General features: G+C 64.5%; 16 protein-coding genes. 12 read left to right on the top strand and 4 right to left on the bottom strand.

Going from position 1 to position 22,263, the window contains the following annotated elements:
• Window positions 1-61: 61 nt before the first annotated feature.
• The 3 genes from acnD to prpB all read right to left on the bottom strand — a co-directional run bounded on the left by acnD (window position 62) and on the right by prpB (window position 4,792).
• Window positions 62-2,686, bottom strand: a complete 2,625-nt coding sequence (gene acnD / locus ACT5M9_RS03110) for a Fe/S-dependent 2-methylisocitrate dehydratase AcnD (protein WP_457978021.1) — start codon at window positions 2,684-2,686, stop codon at window positions 62-64.
• Window positions 2,683-3,843, bottom strand: a complete 1,161-nt coding sequence (gene prpC, locus ACT5M9_RS03105) for a bifunctional 2-methylcitrate synthase/citrate synthase (RefSeq protein WP_457978023.1) — start codon at window positions 3,841-3,843, stop codon at window positions 2,683-2,685. The genes acnD and prpC overlap by 4 nt, the downstream gene beginning before the upstream one ends.
• A 64-nt stretch (window positions 3,844-3,907) precedes the next feature.
• Window positions 3,908-4,792, bottom strand: coding sequence for a methylisocitrate lyase (gene prpB / locus ACT5M9_RS03100; protein WP_457978025.1), 885 nt, complete (start codon window positions 4,790-4,792; stop codon window positions 3,908-3,910).
• A gap of 365 nt (window positions 4,793-5,157) precedes the next feature.
• Between prpB and ACT5M9_RS03095 the strand changes: the two genes are divergently transcribed.
• From ACT5M9_RS03095 to ACT5M9_RS03040, 12 genes are all read left to right on the top strand, one after another.
• Window positions 5,158-6,138: a quinone oxidoreductase family protein gene (locus ACT5M9_RS03095; RefSeq protein WP_457978027.1), complete on the top strand. Its 981-nt coding sequence runs from the start codon at window positions 5,158-5,160 to the stop codon at window positions 6,136-6,138.
• Window positions 6,139-6,208: 70 nt separating this feature from the next.
• The gene (locus tag ACT5M9_RS03090) at window positions 6,209-7,057 is read left to right on the top strand and encodes a TauD/TfdA dioxygenase family protein (RefSeq protein WP_457978028.1); all 849 of its coding nucleotides are present in this window, start codon (window positions 6,209-6,211) and stop codon (window positions 7,055-7,057) included.
• Window positions 7,058-7,128: 71 nt separating this feature from the next.
• On the top strand, window positions 7,129-8,181 hold the full coding sequence (locus tag ACT5M9_RS03085; RefSeq protein ID WP_100859047.1) for a beta-keto acid cleavage family enzyme: 1,053 nt from the start codon (window positions 7,129-7,131) through the stop codon (window positions 8,179-8,181).
• A 188-nt stretch (window positions 8,182-8,369) separates the two neighbouring features.
• Complete coding sequence (locus ACT5M9_RS03080; RefSeq protein WP_457978030.1) at window positions 8,370-9,701, top strand: MFS transporter; 1,332 nt, start codon at window positions 8,370-8,372, stop codon at window positions 9,699-9,701.
• Entirely contained in the window at window positions 9,698-10,702 is a 1,005-nt protein-coding gene (locus tag ACT5M9_RS03075; RefSeq protein ID WP_457978031.1) for a DsbA family protein, read from the top strand. Before ACT5M9_RS03080 ends, ACT5M9_RS03075 begins: the two co-directional genes overlap by 4 nt.
• Window positions 10,690-11,709, top strand: coding sequence for a YeiH family protein (locus tag ACT5M9_RS03070; RefSeq protein ID WP_457978033.1), 1,020 nt, complete (start codon window positions 10,690-10,692; stop codon window positions 11,707-11,709). Before ACT5M9_RS03075 ends, ACT5M9_RS03070 begins: the two co-directional genes overlap by 13 nt.
• 79 nt (window positions 11,710-11,788) lie before the next feature.
• The gene (locus tag ACT5M9_RS03065; RefSeq protein WP_457978035.1) at window positions 11,789-12,490 is read left to right on the top strand and encodes a CoA transferase subunit A; all 702 of its coding nucleotides are present in this window, start codon (window positions 11,789-11,791) and stop codon (window positions 12,488-12,490) included.
• A gap of 95 nt (window positions 12,491-12,585) precedes the next feature.
• Entirely contained in the window at window positions 12,586-13,215 is a 630-nt protein-coding gene (locus tag ACT5M9_RS03060; RefSeq protein WP_457978037.1) for a CoA transferase subunit B, read from the top strand.
• Between the two features lie 541 nt (window positions 13,216-13,756).
• Window positions 13,757-15,679: a DUF1302 domain-containing protein gene (locus ACT5M9_RS03055; protein WP_457978039.1), complete on the top strand. Its 1,923-nt coding sequence runs from the start codon at window positions 13,757-13,759 to the stop codon at window positions 15,677-15,679.
• 28 nt (window positions 15,680-15,707) lie between these two features.
• Window positions 15,708-17,066: a DUF1329 domain-containing protein gene (locus tag ACT5M9_RS03050; RefSeq protein WP_457978041.1), complete on the top strand. Its 1,359-nt coding sequence runs from the start codon at window positions 15,708-15,710 to the stop codon at window positions 17,064-17,066.
• A 93-nt stretch (window positions 17,067-17,159) separates the two neighbouring features.
• Window positions 17,160-18,236: a WD40/YVTN/BNR-like repeat-containing protein gene (locus ACT5M9_RS03045; RefSeq protein ID WP_457978043.1), complete on the top strand. Its 1,077-nt coding sequence runs from the start codon at window positions 17,160-17,162 to the stop codon at window positions 18,234-18,236.
• A 65-nt stretch (window positions 18,237-18,301) separates the two neighbouring features.
• Entirely contained in the window at window positions 18,302-20,863 is a 2,562-nt protein-coding gene (locus ACT5M9_RS03040) for an efflux RND transporter permease subunit (protein WP_457978045.1), read from the top strand.
• Between the two features lie 71 nt (window positions 20,864-20,934).
• Here ACT5M9_RS03040 and ACT5M9_RS03035 read toward each other — a convergent pair whose 3' ends face one another.
• Window positions 20,935-21,987 (bottom strand): AraC family transcriptional regulator, encoded by a 1,053-nt coding sequence (locus ACT5M9_RS03035; RefSeq protein WP_438548491.1) that lies wholly within the window; start codon window positions 21,985-21,987, stop codon window positions 20,935-20,937.
• Between the last annotated feature and the right edge of the window lie 276 nt (window positions 21,988-22,263).

Genomic DNA, 22,263 nt, shown 5'->3' with positions numbered 1-22,263 from the left:
GAGGGAGACCTATTTTCCCTCACCCAACCCTCTGCCAGAGGAAGAGGAACCTGGTCCGATATTAGCTGGCGGCCTTGTGGGCCGTCGACTCCAGGAAGTCCTGGGCGAAGCGTTGCAGCACGCCGCCCGCCTCGTAGACCGAGACCTCCTCGGCAGTGTCGAGGCGACAGGTCATGGGCACCTCGACCACCTGGCCGCTGCGGCGGCGAATGACTAGGGTGAGATCGGCGCGCGGCTTGCGCTCCCCCACCACGTCATAGGTCTCGGTACCATCCAGACCAAGGGTCAGGCGAGTGGTGCCCGGTTTGAACTCCAGGGGCAGCACCCCCATGCCAATGAGGTTGGTGCGGTGAATGCGCTCGAAGCCTTCCGCCGCTATCACCTCCACCCCGGCCAGCCGTACCCCCTTGGCCGCCCAGTCCCGGGACGAACCCTGGCCGTAGTCGGCGCCGGCGACGATGATCAGCGGCTGCTTGCGCTCCATGTAGGTTTCGATGGCTTCCCACATCCGCATGACCCGGCCTTCCGGCTCGACCCGGGCGAGCGACCCCTTCTTCACCGCCCCGTTGACCACCGCCATCTCGTTGACCAGCTGGGGGTTCGCGAAGGTGGCGCGCTGGGCGGTCAGGTGATCGCCGCGGTGGGTGGCGTAGGAGTTGAAGTCCTCCTCCGGCAGGCCCATCTTGTGCAGATATTCGCCGGCCGCGCTGCTGCGCAGTATGGCGTTGGAGGGGGAGAGGTGGTCGGTGGTGATGTTGTCCGGCAACACAGCCAGCGGCCGCATCCCCTTGAGGGTGCGCTCACCCGCCAGGGCCCCTTCCCAGTAGGGGGGGCGACGGATATAGGTGCTCTGCGGACGCCAGTCGTACAGGGGCGCCACTTTCGGGCCCTGATCCTCCTCGATGGTGAACATGGGGATGTAGACCTGACGGAACTGCGCCGGTTTCACCGCCGTGCGCACCACGGCGTCGATCTCCTCGTCGCTCGGCCAGATGTCTTTGAGGCGAATTTCCTTGCCGTTCACCACCCCCAGCACATCCTTCTCGATGTCGAAGCGGATGGTGCCGGCGATGGCGTAGGCTACCACCAAGGGCGGGGAGGCGAGGAACGCCTGCTTGGCATAGGGGTGGATGCGGCCGTCGAAGTTGCGGTTGCCGGACAGCACTGCCGTGGCGTAAAGGTCGCGGTCGATGATCTCCTGCTGGATGGCGGGATCCAGGGCGCCGGACATGCCGTTGCAGGTGGTGCAGGCGAAGGCTACCACGCCGAAACCGAGCTGCTCCAGTTCGTCGTCCAGTCCCGCCTCTTTCAAGTAGAGGGCAACTGTCTTGGAGCCGGGCGCGAGCGAAGACTTCACCCAGGGTTTGCGCATCAGACCGAGCCTGTTGGCGTTGCGGGCCAAGAGGCCTGCAGCAATCACGTTGCGCGGGTTGCTGGTGTTGGTGCAACTGGTGATGGCCGCGATGATGACGGCCCCATCGGGCAACAGGCCGTCAGCCTCCTGGGTGCGGGCCTTGTCCAGATCCACCGCGATACCGCGCTCCGCCAGGGCGGAGACCGGCAGGCGGCGGTGGGGGTTGGAGGGGCCGGCCAGGGTGCGCACCACGGTCGACAGGTCGAAGTGCAACACGCGCTCGTACTGGGCGGTCGCGAGGGCATCGGCCCAGAGGCCGGCCTCTTTGGCGTAGGTCTCCACCAGTTTTACTTGGCTGTCGTCGCGACCGGTGAGCTTGAGGTAGTCGAGGGTCTGGTCGTCGATGAAGAACATGGCCGCGGTGGCGCCATATTCCGGCGCCATGTTGGAGATGGTGGCGCGATCCCCGAGGGTCAGGGCGGCGGCGCCCTCACCACGAAACTCCAGATAGGCGCCGACCACCTTCTGCTGGCGCAGGAACTCGGTGAGGGACAACACCACGTCCGTGGCGGTAATGCCGGGCTGCGGCTTGCCACTGAGCTCCACACCGACGATCTCCGGCAGCCGCATCCAGGAGGCGCGCCCCAGCATGACGTTCTCGGCCTCCAATCCGCCCACCCCGACGGCGATGACGCCGAGGGCGTCCACATGGGGGGTGTGGCTGTCGGTGCCGACGCAGGTGTCCGGGTAGGCAAGACCACTATCGGCGTGAATGACGGGGGACATCTTCTCCAGGTTGATCTGGTGCATGATGCCGTTGCCTGGCGGGATCACCTCGATATTCTTGAACGCCTGCTTGGTCCAGTTGATGAAGTGGAAGCGATCCTCGTTGCGGCGATCCTCGATGGCGCGGTTCTTCTCGAACGCCTGGGGATCGAAGCCGCCACACTCAACGGCGAGGGAATGATCGACGATAAGCTGCACCGGCACGACCGGGTTGACCTGGGCAGGATCCCCTCCCTGCTCGGCGATGGCATCGCGCAGGCCGGCGAGATCCACCAGGGCGGTCTGGCCCAGGATGTCGTGGCAGACCACGCGGGCCGGGAACCAGGGGAAGTCGCGATCGCGCTTGTTCAGGGCGATCTGGGTCAGGCACTCGGTGAGGATGGCCGGATCGCATTTGCGCACCAGGTTCTCCGCATGGACGCGAGCCGTGTAGGAGAGCCTGTCCCAGGCACCGGGCTGAATGGCCTCGACCGCCGCTCGGGCGTCGAAGTAGTCGAGCGCAGTGCCGGGCAAGGGCTTGCGGTATTGGCTGTTGACGTGGTTCATGGGCGCTCCTTGAGCGGCACGAAGCGCAGATCTTCCGGGCCGACGTAGTTGGCGCTCGGGCGGATGATCTTGCCGTCGATGCGCTGCTCGATGACGTGGGCAGACCAGCCGGAGGTGCGGGCGATGACGAACAGGGGGGTGAACATGGCGGTGGGCACCCCCATCATGTGGTAGCTGACGGCGCTGAACCAGTCGAGGTTCGGGAACATCTTCTTGGCGTCCCACATCACGGCTTCCAGACGCGCGGCTATATCGAACATCTTGGTGTTGTGCTGCTCCTGGCTGAGATCGCTCGCCACCTGCTTGATCACGTGGTTGCGCGGGTCGGAGACGGTGTAGACCGGGTGGCCGAAGCCGATGACCACTTCTTTCTTCTCGACCCGGGCGCGAATGTCGGCCTCGGCGTCATCCGGATTGTCGTAGCGCTTCTGGATCTCGAAGGCAACCTCGTTGGCGCCGCCGTGCTTGGGCCCGCGCAGGGCACCGATGGCCCCCGTGATGCAGGAATACATGTCGGAGCCGGTGCCGGCGATGACGCGGCCGGTGAAGGTGGAAGCGTTGAACTCATGCTCGGCGTAGAGGATGAGGGAGGTGTGCATGGCGCGCACCCAGGAGGCACGTGGCTTGTGCCCGTGCAGCAGGTGCAGGAAGTGGCCGCCGATAGAGTCGTCGTCGGTCTCGACATGAATGCGCTTGCCGTTGTGGCTGAAGTGGTACCAATAGAGCAGCACGGACCCCAGGCAGGCCATCAGCTTGTCGGCGATGTCGCGGGCGCCCGGGTGGTTGTGATCGTCCTTCTCAGGGGAGAGGCAGCCAAGTACTGAGACGGCGGTGCGCATCACATCCATGGGATGCGCGCTCGGGGGCAGCTGCTCCAGCGCGGTCTTGACCCCGGTGGGCAGGCCGCGCAGGGCCTTGAGTTTGGCCTTGTAGGCAGAGAGCTCCGCCACATTGGGAAGATGCCCGTGCACCAGCAGGTGGGCAATCTCTTCGAATTCACAGCTGGTGGCGACATCCAGGATGTCGTAGCCACGGTAGTGCAGATCGTTGCCGGAGAGGCCGACGGTACACAGGGCCGTGTTGCCGGCGGCGGTGCCGGAGAGGGCGACGGATTTCTTGGGCTTGAAGCCGGTGGTCGTTTCGGGAATGGCGCTCATCACATGTTTCCTCATTCAGTCCGTTGAAGCGCCAGCCGCCAGCATGAGGCGGCTGGTCGCGGGCTTATTCCTTGGTGAACAGTCTGTCCAGAGTCTGTTCGTAGTGGTGATAACCGAGGAAGTCGTAGAGGGACTCCCGGGTCTGCATGGTGTCAACCACGGCGCGCTGGTGGCCATCGCGGCGCAGCTGCTGATAGACATTGAGGGCGGCCTGATTGGCGGCGCGGGCGGCACTCAAGGGGTAGAGCACCATGTCGACGCCGTGGGCGGCGAGCGCCTCCTTGTCAAACAGCTCGGTTTTACCAAATTCGGTCATGTTGGCCAGGATGGGCACCCCGGCAACCTGCTTGAAGCGATCGTACTGGTCCAGTTCGGTGACCGCCTCGGCGAAAATCATGTCGGCGCCCGCTTCCACGTAGGCGGCGGCGCGCTCGAGGGCCGAGCCCAATCCTTCCACCGCCAGGGCGTCGGTGCGGGCCATGATGACGAAGCTCTCGTCCTGGCGGGCATCCACAGCGGCCTTGATCCTGTCCACCATCTCGGCGATGGAGACCACCGCCTTGTTCGGTCTGTGACCGCAGCGCTTCTGGGCAACCTGATCTTCCATGTGGACGGCGGCCACGCCGCCGCGCTCGAAGGCACGGACGGTGCGGGCGATGTTGAAGGCGCCGCCCCAGCCTGTGTCTATGTCCACCAGCAGGGGAACCTGGGTGGCGGCCGTGATGCGCTCGGCATCGATCAGCACGTCATTCATGGAGGTCATGCCCAGATCCGGCAGGCCGAAGGAGGCGTTGGCCACCCCGGCACCGGACAGATAGAGGGCCTTGAAACCGCTGCGCTCGGCCATCAGCGCCATGTAGGCATTGATGGTACCGACGATCTGCAGGGGTTTCTCATTGGCCAGGGCACTGCGAAAACGGGTACCGGCCGAGGGGGATAGCTTGGACATTGTGACTCCTTTCATGGGCTGCTTGTCTGCTGCGGATAGCACTATCTGACACCACGTTTACGTTAACGTCAATGCGGCTTAGGTCGAAGGCTGAGCCCTTGGGGCACCGTCTTCAGCGGCATTGCAATAACTGCTGTTAAGTCAACCAGATAGGCTCTTCGTCTCCAGGCAAGGCCTGGTCATGGCGCCGTCGCCATGGGGGTTCAGGGGGATTCTGTCCTCTTCACTACCGGGCTTCAACGGATTCGAAAGGACTGTCATGAGATGAAAAGTGGCTGTCGCCCGATGCAAAGCGGACGTTTACGTAACCCCCTAGATTCAATCCGGACGAAGACTTTCACTCACGAATGGATTGGAGAACAGTCATGGCCAACGCCATACGCTTTTATGAAACCGGGGGCCCCGAGGTCCTGCGTTATGAAGAGATTTGTGTTGGTGAACCCGGGCCTGGCCAGGTGCGTCTGCGCCACGCCGCGGTCGGTCTCAACTATGCCGACACCTATTTTCGTAACGGCACCTACCCGATCCCGCTGCCCAATGGTCTGGGGGTCGAGGCGGCCGGTGTGGTCGAAGCGGTGGGCGAGGGGGTGACCCATGTCGCCGTCGGCGATCGCGTCACCTATACCGGCTTTATCAATACCCTCGGCGCCTACTCGACCGAGCGCCTGATCCCGGCCGCGCCGCTCATCAAGCTGCCGGACAGCATCGCCAGCGAGACCGCCGCCGCCATGACCATGCGCGGTCTCACCTCCGCCTACCTGATGCGCCGCATCCACGACTTCAAACCCGGTGACAGCATCTTGCTGCACGCGGCGGCCGGTGGTGTGGGCCTCATCGTCGCCCAGTGGGCCAAGCTGCTGGGACTGACGGTGATAGGCACAGTCTCCAGCGAAGCCAAGGGGGAAGTCGCCCGGGCCCACGGCTGCGACTACATCATCGACTACAGCCGTGAGGACGTGGCCCAGCGGGTGCGCACCCTGACCGAAGGGGCGGGGGTCGACGTGGTGTTCGACAGCGTCGGCAAGAGTACCTTCATGGGGTCGCTTGATTCGCTGAAACGCCGTGGCCTCATGGTCTGCGTCGGCACCGCCTCCGGTCCCATCGACGGCTTCAACCCCCAGTTGCTGGCCATGAAGGGCTCTCTCTATTTGACCCGTCCGGCGCTCGCCGACTACATCGCCGATCCCGCCGAGAAAGCCGCCCTGGCGAACGAGCTGTTCGATCACGTGGCCAGCGGCCGGATCAAGATAGAGATCAACCAGAAGTACGCGCTGCAGGACGCGGCGCAGGCGCACCGGGATCTGGAGTCTCGCAAGACCACAGGCTCCTCCATCTTCGTTATCTAGGGCGCGCGTTCCTCGCCCATGGGGCGGGGAACTTGCCCGGTCGCCTGACTTGTCATCTAGGGAGAGAGACATGCGTGTAGAACAACTGACCTGCCATATCGGTGCCGAGCTGTCTGGCGTCAACCTGGCGGATGCCGTCCACGACGGGGATCTGTTTACGGAGATCCGCGCCCAACTGCTCAGGCACAAGGTGCTGTTCCTGCGCAATCAGGAGATCAGCCGGGCCGATCACGTGGCCTTCGCCCGTCGCTTCGGCGAGCTGGAGGATCACCCCGTGGCGGGCAGCGATCCGGACAACCCCGGTCTGGTGCGCATTTACAAGTCGCCGGAGGTGCCAAACGATCGCTACGAGAACGCCTGGCACACGGATGCCACCTGGCGCGAGCAACCCCCCATGGGCTGCGTGCTGCGCTGCGTGGAGTGCCCGCCGGTGGGGGGCGACACCCTCTGGGCCAATATGGCGGTGGCCTACGATGCGCTGCCCGAAGAGATCAAACAGAAGATCGCGGGCCTGCGCGCCCGTCACAGCATAGAGGCGAGTTTTGGCGCCGCCATGCCCATCGAGAAGCGCCTCGCCCTCAAGGCCCAGTTCCCGGATGCCGAGCACCCCGTGGTGCGCACCCACCCGGAGACGGACGAGAAGATCCTGTTCGTCAACGCCTTCGCCACCCACTTCACCAACTACCACACCCCGGCCCATGTGCGGGTCGGCCAGGACTACAGCATGGGGGGCAGCGATCTGCTGCGCTACCTCATCAGCCAGGCCTATATCCCCGAGTTCCAGGTGCGCTGGCGCTGGCAGCCGGGAAGCATAGCCATCTGGGACAACCGCAGCACCCAGCACTATGCCGCCATGGATTATGCCCCCTGCCATCGCAAGATGGAGCGGGCCGGGATCATGGGTGACAAACCTTTCTGATCAACCCATACAGCATGCCCCGGGCGCGTGGATAGCCCGGGCGCGACTTCACATCTCAAGGAGAGAAACAGATGCAATTTTTTGACGATTCCCTGCACCCGGAAAACATGGAAAAGGTCGTCATCACGGTCGCCCCCTATGGCCCTGAGTGGGCGCCTGAGGACTTCCCGGAAGACATCCCGGTGACCATGGAGGAGCAGATCCAGAAGGCGGTGGAGTGCTACGAGGCGGGCGCGACCGTGCTGCACCTGCACGTGCGTGAGCTCGATGGCACAGGCTCCAAGCGGCTGTCCAAATTCAACGAGCTGATCGCCGGGGTGCGCAAGGCGGTGCCGGACATGATCATCCAGGTCGGCGGCTCCATCTCCTTCGCGCCGGAAGGGGAGGGGGAGGCGGCCAAGTGGCTCTCCGATGACACCCGCCACATGCTGGCGGAGCTGACCCCGAAACCGGATCAGGTCACGGTCGCCATCAACACCACCCAGATGAACATCATGGAGCTGCTCTACCCGGAATACCTGGAAGGCACCTCCCTGGCTCACCCGGCCTATCAGGCCGCCTACAGCGAGATGACGGTCCCGGCCGGCCCGGCCTGGGTGGCCGAACACTTGAAACGCCTGATGGCCAACGGCATCCAGCCCCACTTCCAGCTGACCGGGATGCACGCCATGGAGACCCTGGAGCGACTGGTGCGCAGGGGCGTCTACATGGGGCCGCTGAACCTGACCTGGATCGGTATCGGCGGCGGCTTCGATGGCCCCAACCCGTTCAACTTCATGAACTTCGTCCACCGTGCACCGGATGGCTGCACCCTGACCGCCGAGTCCCTGCTCAAGAACGTGCTGCCGTTCAACATGATGGCCATGTCCATGGGGCTGCACCCGCGCTGCGGTATCGAGGACACCATCATTGGCCAGCACGGCCAGCGCATGAGCTCGGTGGAGCAGATCCGCCAGTGCGTGCGGGTGGCCCATGAGCTCGGCCGCGAGGTGGCCAACGGCAAGGAGGCGCGCGCCATCTATCGCATCGGGGTGCAGTACGACAGCGTCGAGGAGACACTGCTGGCCAACGGTATGGCGCCGAACCGCTCCCAGGGCCAGAAAGGGGTGCCCCAGCGCTCCTGAGCCAGTTGGGTCGCGGTGTGAAAAATAAGCGCCGCGACCCGTCAACTCCGTTTGCCAAAGGGCCGCAGCCCTTGCACTATGCAGCACCCGGCAAACTGATGGATGTATCAGTAGTGGGTTTCCGGCGGCTCCAGCCACTGGTACCCAGACCGGGTTCCAACCCAATTTGTTGTAGCGCGAGGGATTGTATGGCTACGTATCATATCGATGAGGGCGCGGCCGGCGAGGTTGCCGTGCCCCGTCGCTACGCCTGGATAGTGTTTGCACTGACCTTCGGCCTGCTCATCTCCGACTATATGTCGCGCCAGGTGCTCAATGCCGTGTTCCCCATGCTCAAGGGGGAGTGGGTGCTCACGGATACCCAGCTTGGCCTGCTGAGCGGCATAGTGGCGCTCATGGTCGGGCTGCTCACCTTCCCGCTCTCCTTGCTCGCCGATCGCTTCGGCCGGGTGAAGAGCCTGGCCCTGATGGCCGCGCTCTGGAGTCTGGCGACCCTGGGCTGCGCCCTGGCCCAGAACTACGAGCAGATGTTCATCGCCCGCTTCCTGGTGGGAGTGGGGGAGGCCGCCTATGGCAGCGTCGGCATCGCCGTGGTGGTCTCCGTCTTCCCGCGGGAGATGCGGGCCACCCTCTCCGGCGCCTTTATCTCCGGCGGCCTGTTTGGCTCAGTGCTCGGCATGGCCAGCGGGGGTCTGCTGGCCCACTGGCTCGGCTGGCGCTGGGCCTTCGCCGGCATGGCCCTGTTCGGCCTGCTGCTGGCGGCGCTCTACCCCCTGGTGGTGAAAGAGTCGCGGATCTCGACCCCGTGCCGTGGCGCCAAGGGGTCGGCCGGGGGACGCAATCCCCTGCGCAGCCTCTACTCCAGCCGCTCGGTGATCTCGGCCTATGTGGGCAGCGGCTTGCAGTTGTTCGTCGGTGGCACCGTCATCGTCTGGATGCCGAGCTACTTCAACCGCTACTACGGCATGGAGACGGACAAGGCGGGGGCGGCGGCGGCCATCATAGTGCTGTGCAGCGGCGCCGGCATGATCCTGTGTGGCATGCTGAGCGACAGGCTGTGCAAGGCGCGGCCGGATCGCAAGATAAGCCTAGCCATCGCTTATTGCATCGGCAGCTGCGCCCTCTTGTCCCTGGCGTTCGCCCTGCCGTTCGGCCTGCCCCAGCTGGTGCTGATCTGCCTTGGCATGTTCATCGCCACCGGCACCTCGGGCCCCGCCGGCGCCATGGTGGCGAACCTGACCCACGCCAGCGTGCACGGCACCGCCTTCGCGACCCTGACGCTCGCCAACAACCTGCTCGGCCTCGCGCCTGGCCCCTTCATCACCGGCAAGGTATCCGATCACATCGGTCTGGATAATGCCTTCCGGCTGGTGCCCCTCATCAGCATCGCGGCGGCCATGGTCTTTCTCTACGCCAGGCGCCACTACCACAAGGACGTGGCCCGACTGGAGGGAGAGTCCTCCCCGTCCATCGCCCCCGATCCCGCCATCAACGAAGGTCATACGGAGGTCAGGGCATGAGCCGTTCCCTGCAAACCCTGAAAGTGGATGTCTATTTCGATTTCATCTGTCCCTGGTGCCTGATCGGCAAGCGCCAGCTGGATCAGGCCCTGGCCCTGCTGCGGGCCGAACGCCCCGAATTGCGGGTGGAGCCGCGCTGGCACGGGGTGCAGCTGCTGCCCTATCTGCCACTGCAGGGGGAGGATTTTCACGATTTTTATCTGCGGCGTCTCGGTAGCGAGCCCGCGGTGCGGCTGCGCCAGGCCCAGGTGCAGCAGGCCGCGGCGACCGTGGGGGTGAGTCTGGACTTTGACAAGATTCCCCGCATGCCAAACACCGCCGATGTCCATCGCCTGTGGCAACGGGCCTGCCAGTTGGGTACGCCTGAGCAGCAGGAAACACTGCTGGAATCGCTGTTCGCCAGTCACTTCCTGCAAGGGGGAGATCTGGGGGATGGAAATCTGCTGCTGGACCTGGCCGAGCAGGCTGGTTTCGCGCTGGGGGCCCTGGTCAGCTGCCTGCACGGAGATGGCAGCCCCTTCTCAGGGATTGCCGAGGGGCCCGCCAGTCAAGGGGTGCCCAGCTTCGTGATGGGAGAGGGCTTGACCCTCTCCGGTGCCCAGCCGGTGGAGAAACTGCTCACTAGCCTGCGCCTGGCGGTGGCCGCCGAGGAGAGCCGGGCGAAGGAAAAAGCGCGTCTCGAAGTGCCCGTCAGCCGGGTGCCTGCCCCCGGTCAGCGAGCCCTCATCGAATGGGAGGGCAAGAGCCTGGTGCTGTTCAACATAGACGGCGAGTTTCATGCCATCGATGACAGCTGCCCCCATCAGGGCGCCTCCCTGTGCGGCGGCAAGCTGGAGGGGGAGACCATCCAGTGCCGCGCCCACGGCCTGCGTTTCAACCTGCGCACCGGTTACCTGCAGGGTTCGACCCAGCTCAAGGTCGGCCGTTATCCGGTGGAGCGGGAAGGGGATCGCCTCTTTATCGTCCTGACACCCGAGGAGAGCCTCTCATGCATGCCCTAGCCCTGACGGATCGCTTCGCTCGGGTGCGCGAGCTGGCCCCCGGCATGTCCATCAGCCTGGTGGTGGCCGCGGCCGCCACCTTCCTGGCCGAGCACTACGGTGCCCCCGTGCTGCTGTTTGCCCTGCTGCTCGGCATGGCGCTGAACTTCCTCAGCGGTGAGGGGAGCTGCAAGGCGGGCATCGAGTTCACGGCGCGCAGCGTTTTGCGCATCGGCGTCGCCCTGCTCGGCATGCGCATCACCCTGGGCCAGATAGCCGAGCTCGGTTGGATGCCGGTAATTCTGGTTGTGACCCTGGTGGTCGTCACCATCAGCCTCTCCGTCGTCGCCGCCAGACTGATGGGCTTCCAGCGCCTGTTCGGCATGCTGACCGGCGGTGCCACGGCTATCTGCGGCGCCTCCGCCGCCCTGGCACTGGCCGCCTCCCTGCCCAATCATCCGCAAAAAGAGCGCGCCACCCTGTTCACCGTCATCGGCGTCTCTGTGCTCTCGACGCTTGCGATGATCACCTATCCCATGATCGCCCGCTTCTTCGAGCTGACCCCGGTGGAGTCTGGCGTCTTCCTCGGCGCCACCATCCACGACGTGGCCCAGGTGGTGGGGGCGGGCTACAGCATGTCCACCGAGACCGGGGACGTGGCCACCGTGGTCAAGCTGATGCGGGTCGCCATGCTGCTGCCGGTGATCCTGGTCGCCGCCATGATCACCCGCATGCAGGGGGCGGATCCCGCCTCCGGCAAGCGCCCGCCCCTGCTGCCCATGTTTGCCGTCGGCTTCCTGGTGCTGGCCTGTATCAACAGCACCGGCTGGGTGCCCGCCATGGTCCAGAGCGGGGTCAACGATCTGTCGCGCTGGTGCCTGGTGATCGCCATCGCCGCCATCGGCATGAAGACCCAGCTCAAGGAGCTGGCGGCGGTGGGTATCAAACCCATCTTGCTGATGGTGGGGGAGACGGTGTTTCTCGCCGCCCTGGTGCTGCTGTTGATGCACTGGGGGATCAAGCCTTAGGACGGTTACGAGTGCTCGATGATGGCCCCATGGGGTGCATCGAAGCTGGATGGCCAACGGATTAGCCAGAGAGGAATCTATGAACAAGTTATATCCCAGCGCCCAGGCCGCCCTCGGCGATCTGGTGCAGGACGACATCACCATCGCATCGGGGGGCTTTGGCCTGTGCGGCATCCCGGAGCAGCTCATCGGGGCGCTGCAGGAGAGCGGCAAGCGCGGCTTCACCATCATCAGCAACAACTGCGGGGTGGATGAGTTCGGTTTGGGGCCGCTGCTCCACAGCCGCCAGATCAGGAAGATGATCTCCTCCTACGTGGGGGGCAACAAGGAGTTCGAGCGCCAGTATCTGGCCGGGGAGCTGGAGCTGGAGTTCACCCCCCAGGGGACGCTGGCCGAGAAGCTGCGCGCCGGCGGCGCCGGCATCCCGGCCTTCTTCACCCGCACCGGTTACGGGACCCTGATCGCCGAGGGCAAGGAGACCCGTCAGTTCGATGGGGACTGGTATGTGATGGAGCGCTCGCTCACCGCGGATCTCGCCATCATCAAGGGCGCCAGGGCAGACAAGGCGGGCAACCTGATGTTCAACAAGACGGCCCGCAACTTCAACCCGCTCTGCGCCAAGGCGGGCCGGGTCTGCGTCGCCGAAGTGGAGGAGATAGTCGAGGTGGGAGAGCTGGCGCCGGACGAGATCCACCTGCCCGGCATCTATGTGCAGCGGCTGGTGCTCAACCCGAATCCCGAGAAACGCATCGAAGTGCGTACCGTCATGGAGAAAAATTGAGATGGCCTGGACCCGTGAAGGAATGGCGCAATGCATCACACAGGCGTTGCCAGTGGCTTCCTGCTTTCAACATCGTGCGCTGAGGAGCAAATAACATGGCCTGGACCCGTGAAGAGATGGCGGAGCGCGCCGCACAAGAGTTGCAGGACGGTTTCTACGTGAACCTCGGCATCGGCCTGCCGACCCTGGTGGCCAACTATATTCCCGACGGCATGGAGGTGTGGCTGCAAAGTGAAAACGGCCTGCTCGGCATAGGCCCCTTCCCGAGCGAAGAGGAGCTGGACCCGGATCTCATCAACGCCGGCAAGCAGACCATCACCACCTTGCCCGGCAGCAGCTTCTTCGACAGCGCCGAGAGTTTCGCCATGATCCGTGGCGGTCATATCAACCTGGCGCTGCTCGGCGCCATGCAGGTGTCCGAGCGCGGGGATCTCGCGAACTGGATGATCCCGGGCAAGCTGGTCAAGGGGATGGGGGGGGCCATGGATCTGGTGGCCGGGGTCAAGCGGGTGGTGGTGCTGATGGAGCACTGCGCCAAGAACGGGGAGCACAAGATTTTGGAGTGGTGCAACCTGCCCCTGACCGGGGTCGGGGTGGTGAGCCGCATCATCAGCGATCTCGCCGTGCTGGACGTGACCCCGAGCGGCCTCAAACTGGTAGAGCTGGCCCCCGGCATCGAATTCGAGCAGCTGCAGGCCGCCACCGGCTGCCGCATATGCCGCTAACTCACGTGTAGGCCGACTCGTCGGCCATTTTCACGGCGAAGTGAGGATGCTTGGGCCTGCTTCGCCGCTTTTATACTTTCTGTGACGTCTCTGGTGCCCCGCCTTCTGATTTTCACCTCGATAACAGGCTTCCATCACCCACTCACTGGGCATGTACGCGCCTTGGCAGACCCTGTTCCTTCACCATGGTCCCTGGCTGAGCCTCTCTTATCCCCTGTGCGGAAGCCGTCCGGCACCCCTTTTGCCCCCGTTTTTCGGCGCTGCCAATGCCTGTCATCAAATGAAAAGTGGCTGACGTTCAATGGCAAGCAGGGGGGCCGGGCTGGCCGTAGAGTCGGTAGCAACAACACAGAGCGCACCCGGGGGAGGAACCCGCAAGGGAGGAGGCAAACAGAGCGCCCCCTCATCTCCAAGAGAAGCGCCGACCCTGGCACAACCGCCAGGCAAGAAGCCAAGCAACACCATCAAGCCAACGGAAACGGCGATTAAACAGAGCAAGACCAACAACAAATAACAAAAGATGACACTCGGAGAGACTGTAATGGATTACAAGCACACGAGTCATGGCGCTGGCGCATTGCGCGTCAGCCTGCTGGCGACGGCCATCGCGGCCGTCCTCATGCCAGGCGTTCAGGCGGTGGAGATCGACACGGGCAGCGAAGAGTGGTCCGTGCGCTTCGACAACACCGGCAAATTCAACTACGGCATGCGCACCGAGAGTGCGGACTCCCGCATGCTCGCCACCCCGAACAACAACGATGGGGATTACAACTTCAAGGACGCCGGCGACACCGTCACCACCCGCTTCGATCTGCTGACCGAGCTCGACGTGGTGAACAAGGGCAATACCGGTTTTCGCATCAGCGCCGCCAGCTGGTATGACTACGCCTACAGCGGCGTGGGTGCCGATGAGAACCCCTTCATCAATGGCAACGACGAGCGCTCCGGCATCGCCGGCTGGGCGGGCAGACCCGCGGCGCCCGCCATGTTCGGCAGTGCGCACCTGAGCGACTACGCCGACCGCTACTACCACGGCCCCTCCGGCGAGATCCTCGACGCCTTCGTGTTCCACAACATGGAGATCGGTGACGAGTCCCTGCTCGGGGTCAAGATAGGTCAGCACAACATCTTCTGGGGGGAGACACTGCTCAACCCGGTGCACTCGGTCAGCTACGGCCAGTCCGGCCTGGATCTCGCCAAGCTGGCGGCATCCCCCGGCACGGAGGCGAAAGAGCTGTTTGTGCCCCGCAACCAGATCTCCGCCTCCTTTACCCTGAACCCGGAATGGACCTTCGCCGCCCAGTACTTCCTGGACTGGAACGCCGCCCGATTGCCGGAGGCCGGCACCTATTACGGCGGCTCCGATCTGGTGGGCTTCGGCGCCCAGTCCTTCCTGCTGGGTCACACCGGCGGCCCCGGCCTGGCCGGGCCGAACGGCACCCTGAGCAACATCCGCCGCGGCGAGGACATAGAGCCCGGCAAGCACGGCGACTGGGGCATCATGACCAAGTGGTCCCCCGAGGCGCTGGACGCCACCCTGGGGGCCTACTATCGCCGCACCGCCGACATCCTGCCCCAGGCGGTGCTGGATGCCAGGGGTCTGAACACAGGCGGACAGGGGCTCAGAGGCATACCGACCCTGCGCAACTCAGTGGATACGGCGAGCTACAGCTTCGCTTACGGTGAAAACATCGACATTTTTGGCCTTAGCCTGTCCAAAGATGTGGCCGGGGTGAGCGTGGGCAGCGATTTGAACTATCGCCATAATATGCCGCTCTCCAGCATCCCGGCGCTGCTGAGCGCCGCCGGTGCTGACAGTCTGGCCAGTGGTTTCGGTGCCTTGCCACCGCGCAATGCCAACACGGGAACCCTGGTGGATGGCAGCGATGGCTACAGTGCCACCGGCGACACCCTGCACTGGACCATCAACGGCCTGATGACCATAGCCGACACCCCGCTGTTCGACTCCGCCGTGCTGCTCTCGGAGCTCTACTACAGCAACCTCTTGCACCTCGATGAGCACAACAAGGCGCTCTACAAGGGGGAGGACAGCTATCAGGGGCTCGACAAGTCGACTCGGGATAACTGGGGCCTGGCCCTCAACTTCACCCCGATCTGGTATCAGGTCTTCCCCGGGGTGGACATGAGCATGCCGCTCTCCGTCAATCTCGGCCTGAACGGGATCTCCCCCGTGCAGGGCGGCGGGGCGGAAGACACCGGCAACTACGCGGTCGGCCTCGGCGCCACCATTTACAACCAGTACTTCGTCGACCTGAAATACGTGGACTCCTTTGGCAAATCCGCCGAGTGCAACGACGGCGCCAAGGATGGATCCACCCCCAACGCCCTGGATGCCACCCAGCGCAACACCTGTTACGCCGGCGGTTACTCCTCCTTCTCGGGAGGCGGTGCCACCACGGAAGACAGGGGCGCCGTCTATCTGACCCTCAAGACCACTTATTGAGTCACGCGACCGCATCGGAGAACGAGATATGAACCTGAACAAGACCCTGTTGGCCGCCTCCCTCACCCTGGCCCTCGCGGGCCAGGCCCTGGCAGCCGTCTCTACCAGCGAAGCCCAGCAGCTTGGCAGCAATCTGACCCAGATAGGCGCCGAGGCAGGGGCCAACGCCGATGGCAGCATCCCCGCCTACAGCGGCGGCCTGACCACGCCTCCCGCCGGGTTCAAGGCCGGTGACAGCATGCGCCCGGATCCTTACGCCGGTGACAAACCCCTGCTGGTGATCGACGGCAAGAACGAGGGGCAGTACCAGGGGCTGTTGACCGCCACCACGGCGGAGCTGCTCAAGCGCTTCCCTGACTTTCGCGTCGATGTCTACCCGACCCACCGCAGCGTGGCGCTGCCCCAGGCGGTGCTGGACAACACCAGGCAGAACGCCCTGAACGCCAAGACCCTGGAAGGGGGGATGGCGGTGGACAAGGTGCTGCCCGGTATTCCCTTCCCCATCCCCAAGACGGGGGCCGAGGCCATGTGGAACTTCCTGCTGCGCTATCAGGGGGTGAACATCGCCACCAAATATGACTCCTGGAACGTGGACTCCGCCGGGGTAGCGGCCCTCTCCACCACGGGGCAGGCGTTTATCAACTACGCCATCTACGAGGACATGAAGAAGCCCATCTCGGCCAAGGACACCTACTACCAGATGAAGCTCTACTACACGGGCCCGGCTCGCCGCGCCGGTGAGGCCATCATGCTGCGCGATGCCGCCAACCCCCTTGAGCAACCGCGCAAGGCCTGGCAATACCTGCCGGGGCAGCGCCGGGTCAAGCTGGCGCCGAACCTGGCCTATGACACCCCGAACCCGGGCACCTCGGGCGCCGGCACCTATGATGACGTCTTCGTCTTCAACGGGGCCCTGGACAGATTCGATTGGAAGCTGGTGGGCAAGCAAGAGATGATAGTCCCCTACAACACCTACAAGCTCACCTACCAGCCCGACGCCAAGGCCCTGACCACCCCGAACTTCCTCTCGCCGGATCAGGTGCGCTGGGAGAAGCACAGGGTCTGGGTGGTGGAGGGAACCCTCAAGGCCGGTGAGCGCCACATCTACGCCAAGCGCCGCTTCTACCTGGATGAAGACAGCTGGGTGGCCCTGGCCTCGGATCAGTACGACGCCCGTGGTCAGCTCTATCGCGGCTCCTTCGCCTTCCTCAGCCAGAGCTACGACAAGCAGACCCCGGACGCTACCCCCTTCATGATCTATGACCTGGTGGCGGGCACCTACAACATCAACGGTGTGGTGGGGCCCCATGGCGGCATCAAGTACGGCGATTCGCTCTCCAAGGCGAAGTGGTCGCCGGAGTCCCTGGCTGGCGCCGGGATCCGCTAGGCAGTAACAAGAGCCCGGTTCGTCATTGGCGAACCGGGCTCCCCGATGTTGGCGCCGGGGCTGCCCGGACGCAGCTCAAGACAAGGACGTGGTATGGGTTCATTCAAGACGTTGGCGCCACTCATGTGCTGCGCCCTGCTGATGCAGAGCGCCGGCGTGCAAGCGGGGCAGGCGGCCAACTATGTGGACGTGCTGGACTTGCCGGCGAAAGCCAGCCCCCTGGCCGAGCACAGCCCATTGCTGAGTCTGGCCAGGGCGGGCAACCGGCTGGTGGCGGTGGGACAGAGAGGTCACATCCTCTATTCCGACGACGAGGGGCAGAACTGGCAGCAGGCTCGCGTGCCGGTGAGCGTCGATCTCACCGCCGTCGTCTTCCCCACCCGGCTCCACGGCTGGGCCGTGGGGGGGGACGGGGTCGTGTTGCACAGCGCCGACGGCGGCGCCAGCTGGCAGAAGCAGCTGGATGGCCGCCAGATAGGCGAGCTGGTGCTCAAGCATTACTCGGCGCTCGCCAAGGCAGAACCCCGGAGCGAGCTCTGGCCCCAGTTGGTGGAAGAAGGGCAACGGCTGGCGGAGGAGGGGGCCGACAAGCCGCTGCTCGGCGTCTGGTTCCAGGATGAGCGGGTGGGTTACGTGGTCGGGGTGTTCAACCTGATCCTGCGCACCGACGACGGCGGCCGGCACTGGACGCCCATGCAGGATCGTACCGACAACCCGCAGGGGTTGCATCTCAATGCCATCGCCCGGGCGGGCAGCGGCCTCTATCTCGCCGGCGAGCAGGGCTTGCTGCGCAAGTGGGATGAGGGGCAGCAGCGCTTCCTGGCCCTGCCGTCTCCCTACGAGGGCAGCTTCTTCGGCCTCATCGGCCAAGGCAATCAGGTGATCGTCTATGGCCTGCGCGGTCACGTCTATCGCAGCACAGATGAGGGGGCGAGCTGGACCAGGCTCGCGAGCCCGCTGCTCATCAGCATCAGCGCGGCGGTGCAAGACGGGGGCGGTCAGGTGCGCCTGTTCACCCAGGCGGGGCACCTGCTGCGGGTCGACGGCAATCAGCCGCTGCAGCTGGTTCCCCAGAGCGATCCTTCCCCCGTGGCGGGGGCCGCCCTGGCGCAAGATGGCGCCCTGGCGCTGGTGGGCAGCCGCGGCGTGCGCACCCTGATCGTCAAATAGAGTCGCCAAATGATGGACGGCTGCCCAAGGGTGGCCGGATAACAATAACGAGAGAGTACCCAGATATGAGCCATGTGAAGCAAGATGCGATGCCGGTGATCCGCGATCTGGCGGATTTCGATCGGCGCTCCGGCAACCTGCTGGAGCGGCTGGTGTTCAACCACAGACCCCTGTTCATGCTGCTGATGACGCTGGCGACCCTGGTGCTGGGTTATATGGCGACGACGAGGCTGGAGCTCAGGCCCAGCTTCGAGAAGATGATCCCCCAGAGCCAGCCCTACATCAAAAACTTCCTGGAAAACCGCCAGTCCCTGCGGGGCCTCGGCAACTCGGTGCGGGTGGTGGTGGAGAACACCCAAGGGGACATCTTCGACCCCGACTATCTTGGCGTGCTCAAGCGGGTCAACGACGAGCTGTTCCTCACCGAAGGGGTGGACCGGGCCTGGATGAAGTCCCTCTGGAGCCCGGCGGTGCGCTGGACCGAGGTGACAGAGGAGGGCTTTCAGGGCGGCCCCGTGATGCCGGACGCCTATCAGGGCAAGCCTGCGGATATAGAGCAGCTGCGCCAGAACATCAACCGGGCCGGCATCGTCGGCAGCCTGGTGGCGAGCGACTTCAAGTCCAGCATGCTGATAGTGCCGCTCTTGGACAAGGCATCGGCCACGGGTCAGCCCCTCAACTATCACGCGTTCTCCCAGCGCATCGAGAAGTTGCGCGACCAGATTGAGTTCGATGGCCAGCCTCATCAGGCGGGAGAGGAGGGGACGGGCAAGTACAAGATCCGGGTCATCGGCTTTGCCAAGCTGGTGGGGGATCTCATCGATGGCCTGATCCAGGTGATCATGTTCTTCGCCCTGGCGGTGGCGACTTCGCTTGCGATCATCTTCCTCTACACCCGCTGCGTGCGCAGCACCCTGCTGGTGGTGGGGTGTTCGCTGATCGCCGTGGTGTGGCAGCTCGGCCTCGTCGCCTGGCTCGGCTATGCCATCGATCCCTACTCGGTGCTGGTGCCCTTCCTCATCTTCGCCATCGGGGTCTCCCACGCGGCCCAGAAGATGAACGGCATCATGCAGGACATCGCCCGTGGCACCCATCGCCAGGTAGCCGCCCGCTACACCTTCCGTCGCCTGTTCCTGGCCGGGGTCACGGCGCTGCTCGCCGATGCGGTGGGTTTCGCGGTGCTGATGCTGATCGACATCCCCGTCATCCAGGATCTCGCCATCACCGCCAGTATCGGCGTGGCCGTGCTCATCTTCACCTCCCTCCTGCTGATGCCGGTGGCCCTCTCCTATGTGGGGGTGGGGCGCAAGGCGGCCGAGCGGGCCCTGCGGATGGAGAACAACGCCGCCGCCCACAGGGGGTTTGGCCGGCTCTGGGATCTGCTGGACCGCTGCACCGAGCGCAAGTGGGCCACCGTCGTGGTGGTGCTGGGGCTGGCCATGGGGATCGGCGGCTACCTGGTGAGCCTGAACCTGAAAGTCGGCGATCTGGACAGCGGGGCCCCCGAGCTGCGCGCCGACTCGCGCTACAACAAGGACAACGGTTACATCACCAGCCACTACGCGCTCTCGAGCGACCTGTTCGCGGTCATGGTCAAGACGGCGCCTGAGGGGTGCCTGAACTACCAGACCCTGATCCTGGCGGATCGCCTCGGCTGGGAGCTGCAGCAGCACCCCGGGGTGCAGGCCACCACCTCGCTGGTCAACGCGGTGCGCCAGATCACCGCCGGCACCTATGAGGGCAACCCCAAGCTCGCCAGCATACAGCGCAACCAGAACGTGCTGAACTACGCAGCCCAGCAGGCCTCGGTCAACAGCCCGGAGCTGTTCAACACCGACTGCTCCCTGATGCCGGTGATCGCTTACCTGAAGGATCACAAGGCCGAGACCCTGAGCGGCGTGGTGGCCATCGCCGACCGGTTTGCCCGCGACAACAGCACGGCGGATCGCCAGTTCCTGCTCGCCGCGGGCAGCGCCGGCATCGAGGCCGCCACCAATGAGGTGGTGCATGCCGCGAGCCGCACCATGCTGCTCTATGTCTACCTGGCGGTGACCGTCTTCTGTCTCATCACCTTCCGCAGCTGGCGGGCGACCGTGGTGGCCCTGGTGCCCCTGATGCTCACCTCGGTACTGTGCGAGGCGCTGATGGTGGCCATGGGCATAGGCGTCAAGGTGGCGACCCTGCCGGTGATCGCGCTCGGGGTCGGCATCGGCGTGGACTACGCGCTCTACCTGCTGAGCGTGCAGTTGCACTACCAGCGCCAGGGCCTCTCCCTGGTGGAGTCCTACCGCAACGCCGTGGCCTTCACCGGCCGGGTGGTGGGGCTGGTGGGGATCACGCTCGCCGCCGGTGTGGTGGGTTGGGCCTGGTCGCCCATCAAGTTCCAGGCGGACATGGGCATACTGCTCACCTTCATGTTCCTGTGGAACATGCTGGGGGCCCTGATCGGGGTGCCGGCACTCTCCTACTTCCTGCTTCGTCATCCCAAGGCAGCCCCGGCCGCCCAGCCGAGCGGGCAGGGGGAGGGGCGACATGAGCCGGACCTGCGTCCGGTCAGCCTGCGCGAGGGGATCCAGGTTATGGAGGAAGGTCAGGTGGGGGGCCGGGATCTGCGCCAGGGGGCCTGATTGGCTCAACAAGAGAAAAAGAAGAGGGAGGCGCTATGCCTCCCTCTTCTCGTCTGGAGAATGGCGCCGGTTCAGCCGTAGGCCAGGCTGATCTGGGCGCCCTGCACAGGCCTGGGTTGCACCTTGTTGCGCGAACGCCAGGTGGCGGGCGGCATGCCGAACTGGGCGTTGAACCAGCGGGTGAAGGAGCTTGGCATGGAGTAGCCCAGCATGTCGGCGATGTGGCCGAGGGAGTAGGTGGAGTTTTGCAGGTAACGCATCACCAGGTCGCGGCGCACGTCGTTGATGAGTTCGCTGAAGGTGGCGCCGCTCTCCTCCAGATGGCGCTGCAGGGTACGCACGTTCATGCCGAGGGTGCGGGCTATCTGCTCTATGGTGGCGCGGCCCATGGGCAGCAGCAGGTAGATGGCCTTGCGCACGTCGGTCAGCAGGGAGTGCTGGGTCTCCACCAGCAGGGTGTCCAGATACTGGCGCGCGTGGCGGGCCATGGCCTGGTTCGCCAGGGGGTTGGGAATATCCAGATCCGCGGACTGGCAGACGATGCCGTTGAACTCGCTGCCAAACTCCAGCTTGCAGCCGAACAGCCGCTTGTGGATGGCGAGATCCGCCGGCGCGTCGTGGGTGAAGTTGACGCTGATGGGGTGCCAGTTCGCCCCAAGGCCGACCTGGGCGGCGCAGAAGCGATACATGACGCCGACCGCGAGCTCGGTGGCCTGGCGCGACGGCATGGGGGTATCCGTGATGATCTCCTCGCGGATGATCACCGTCTTGCCCGCCTCCTCGATGAAGATGGCCAGGGCGTTGTTGAACAGGTGGATGTACTGCACCATCACCTGCAGCCCCTCCCGCAGGTTGGGTTGGTAGCTCAGCAGCAGGCTCACCTCGCCAAAGTCCGACAGCTGGCGATGCTCCGCCATGCGCAGTCCCAGGCTCTGGCAGTCACCGGTACGGGCGGAGAGCTCGAGCAGCTTGATGATGGTCGCGACCGGGATCCTCTGGTTCGGGACGTCCAGGATGGAGGCGCTGAGGCCTGCCTGTGACAACAGTTGGGGGGTATTGAGACCCAGCTGGCGGGCGACGTCAAGGTAGTTGGTGAGGGTTGCGGCTCTGGCAAGAAGGGTCATGATGCGATTCCCGTGGCGACAGCTCATCTGCCGGTTGTTAACTGTTTTTTATCATTTCATTTACATGGTGGGAAGTGCTATTAACTGCTTTGTTAGCCGCCAATGGTCGTAGGTTTCAGCTGCTCCCCCCTTGCCTGTCGTTTCTGCTGCCAGACCCCGCTGCTGTCATAAAAAGACAAGTCCATGACACCCAAGGTAAAGCAAGGGGGCGGCGCGCACCTTACTGTGGCTCCCAGGTTGCCCGTCATCGTCGGGCCGTCGGAACAGAGGATTGAG

It is taken from the genome of Aeromonas sp. AE23HZ002T15 (assembly GCF_054165525.2).
The sequence above is the reverse complement of the archived record's forward strand: the minus strand, read 5'-3'. Positions and strand labels throughout refer to the sequence as shown.

Excerpts from the sequence above, each read along its gene's own strand:
- acnD (WP_457978021.1), bottom strand. The coding sequence starts at position 2,686 with ATGAACCACGTCAACAGCCAATACCGCAAGCCCTTGCCCGGCACTGCG.
- prpC (WP_457978023.1), bottom strand. The coding sequence starts at position 3,843 with ATGAGCGCCATTCCCGAAACGACCACCGGCTTCAAGCCCAAGAAATCC.
- prpB (WP_457978025.1), bottom strand. The coding sequence starts at position 4,792 with ATGTCCAAGCTATCCCCCTCGGCCGGTACCCGTTTTCGCAGTGCCCTG.
- ACT5M9_RS03095 (WP_457978027.1), top strand. The coding sequence starts at position 5,158 with ATGGCCAACGCCATACGCTTTTATGAAACCGGGGGCCCCGAGGTCCTG.
- ACT5M9_RS03090 (WP_457978028.1), top strand. The coding sequence starts at position 6,209 with ATGCGTGTAGAACAACTGACCTGCCATATCGGTGCCGAGCTGTCTGGC.
- ACT5M9_RS03085 (WP_100859047.1), top strand. The coding sequence starts at position 7,129 with ATGCAATTTTTTGACGATTCCCTGCACCCGGAAAACATGGAAAAGGTC.
- ACT5M9_RS03080 (WP_457978030.1), top strand. The coding sequence starts at position 8,370 with ATGGCTACGTATCATATCGATGAGGGCGCGGCCGGCGAGGTTGCCGTG.
- ACT5M9_RS03075 (WP_457978031.1), top strand. The coding sequence starts at position 9,698 with ATGAGCCGTTCCCTGCAAACCCTGAAAGTGGATGTCTATTTCGATTTC.
- ACT5M9_RS03070 (WP_457978033.1), top strand. The coding sequence starts at position 10,690 with ATGCATGCCCTAGCCCTGACGGATCGCTTCGCTCGGGTGCGCGAGCTG.
- ACT5M9_RS03065 (WP_457978035.1), top strand. The coding sequence starts at position 11,789 with ATGAACAAGTTATATCCCAGCGCCCAGGCCGCCCTCGGCGATCTGGTG.
- ACT5M9_RS03060 (WP_457978037.1), top strand. The coding sequence starts at position 12,586 with ATGGCCTGGACCCGTGAAGAGATGGCGGAGCGCGCCGCACAAGAGTTG.
- ACT5M9_RS03055 (WP_457978039.1), top strand. The coding sequence starts at position 13,757 with ATGGATTACAAGCACACGAGTCATGGCGCTGGCGCATTGCGCGTCAGC.
- ACT5M9_RS03050 (WP_457978041.1), top strand. The coding sequence starts at position 15,708 with ATGAACCTGAACAAGACCCTGTTGGCCGCCTCCCTCACCCTGGCCCTC.
- ACT5M9_RS03045 (WP_457978043.1), top strand. The coding sequence starts at position 17,160 with ATGGGTTCATTCAAGACGTTGGCGCCACTCATGTGCTGCGCCCTGCTG.
- ACT5M9_RS03040 (WP_457978045.1), top strand. The coding sequence starts at position 18,302 with ATGAGCCATGTGAAGCAAGATGCGATGCCGGTGATCCGCGATCTGGCG.
- ACT5M9_RS03035 (WP_438548491.1), bottom strand. The coding sequence starts at position 21,987 with ATGACCCTTCTTGCCAGAGCCGCAACCCTCACCAACTACCTTGACGTC.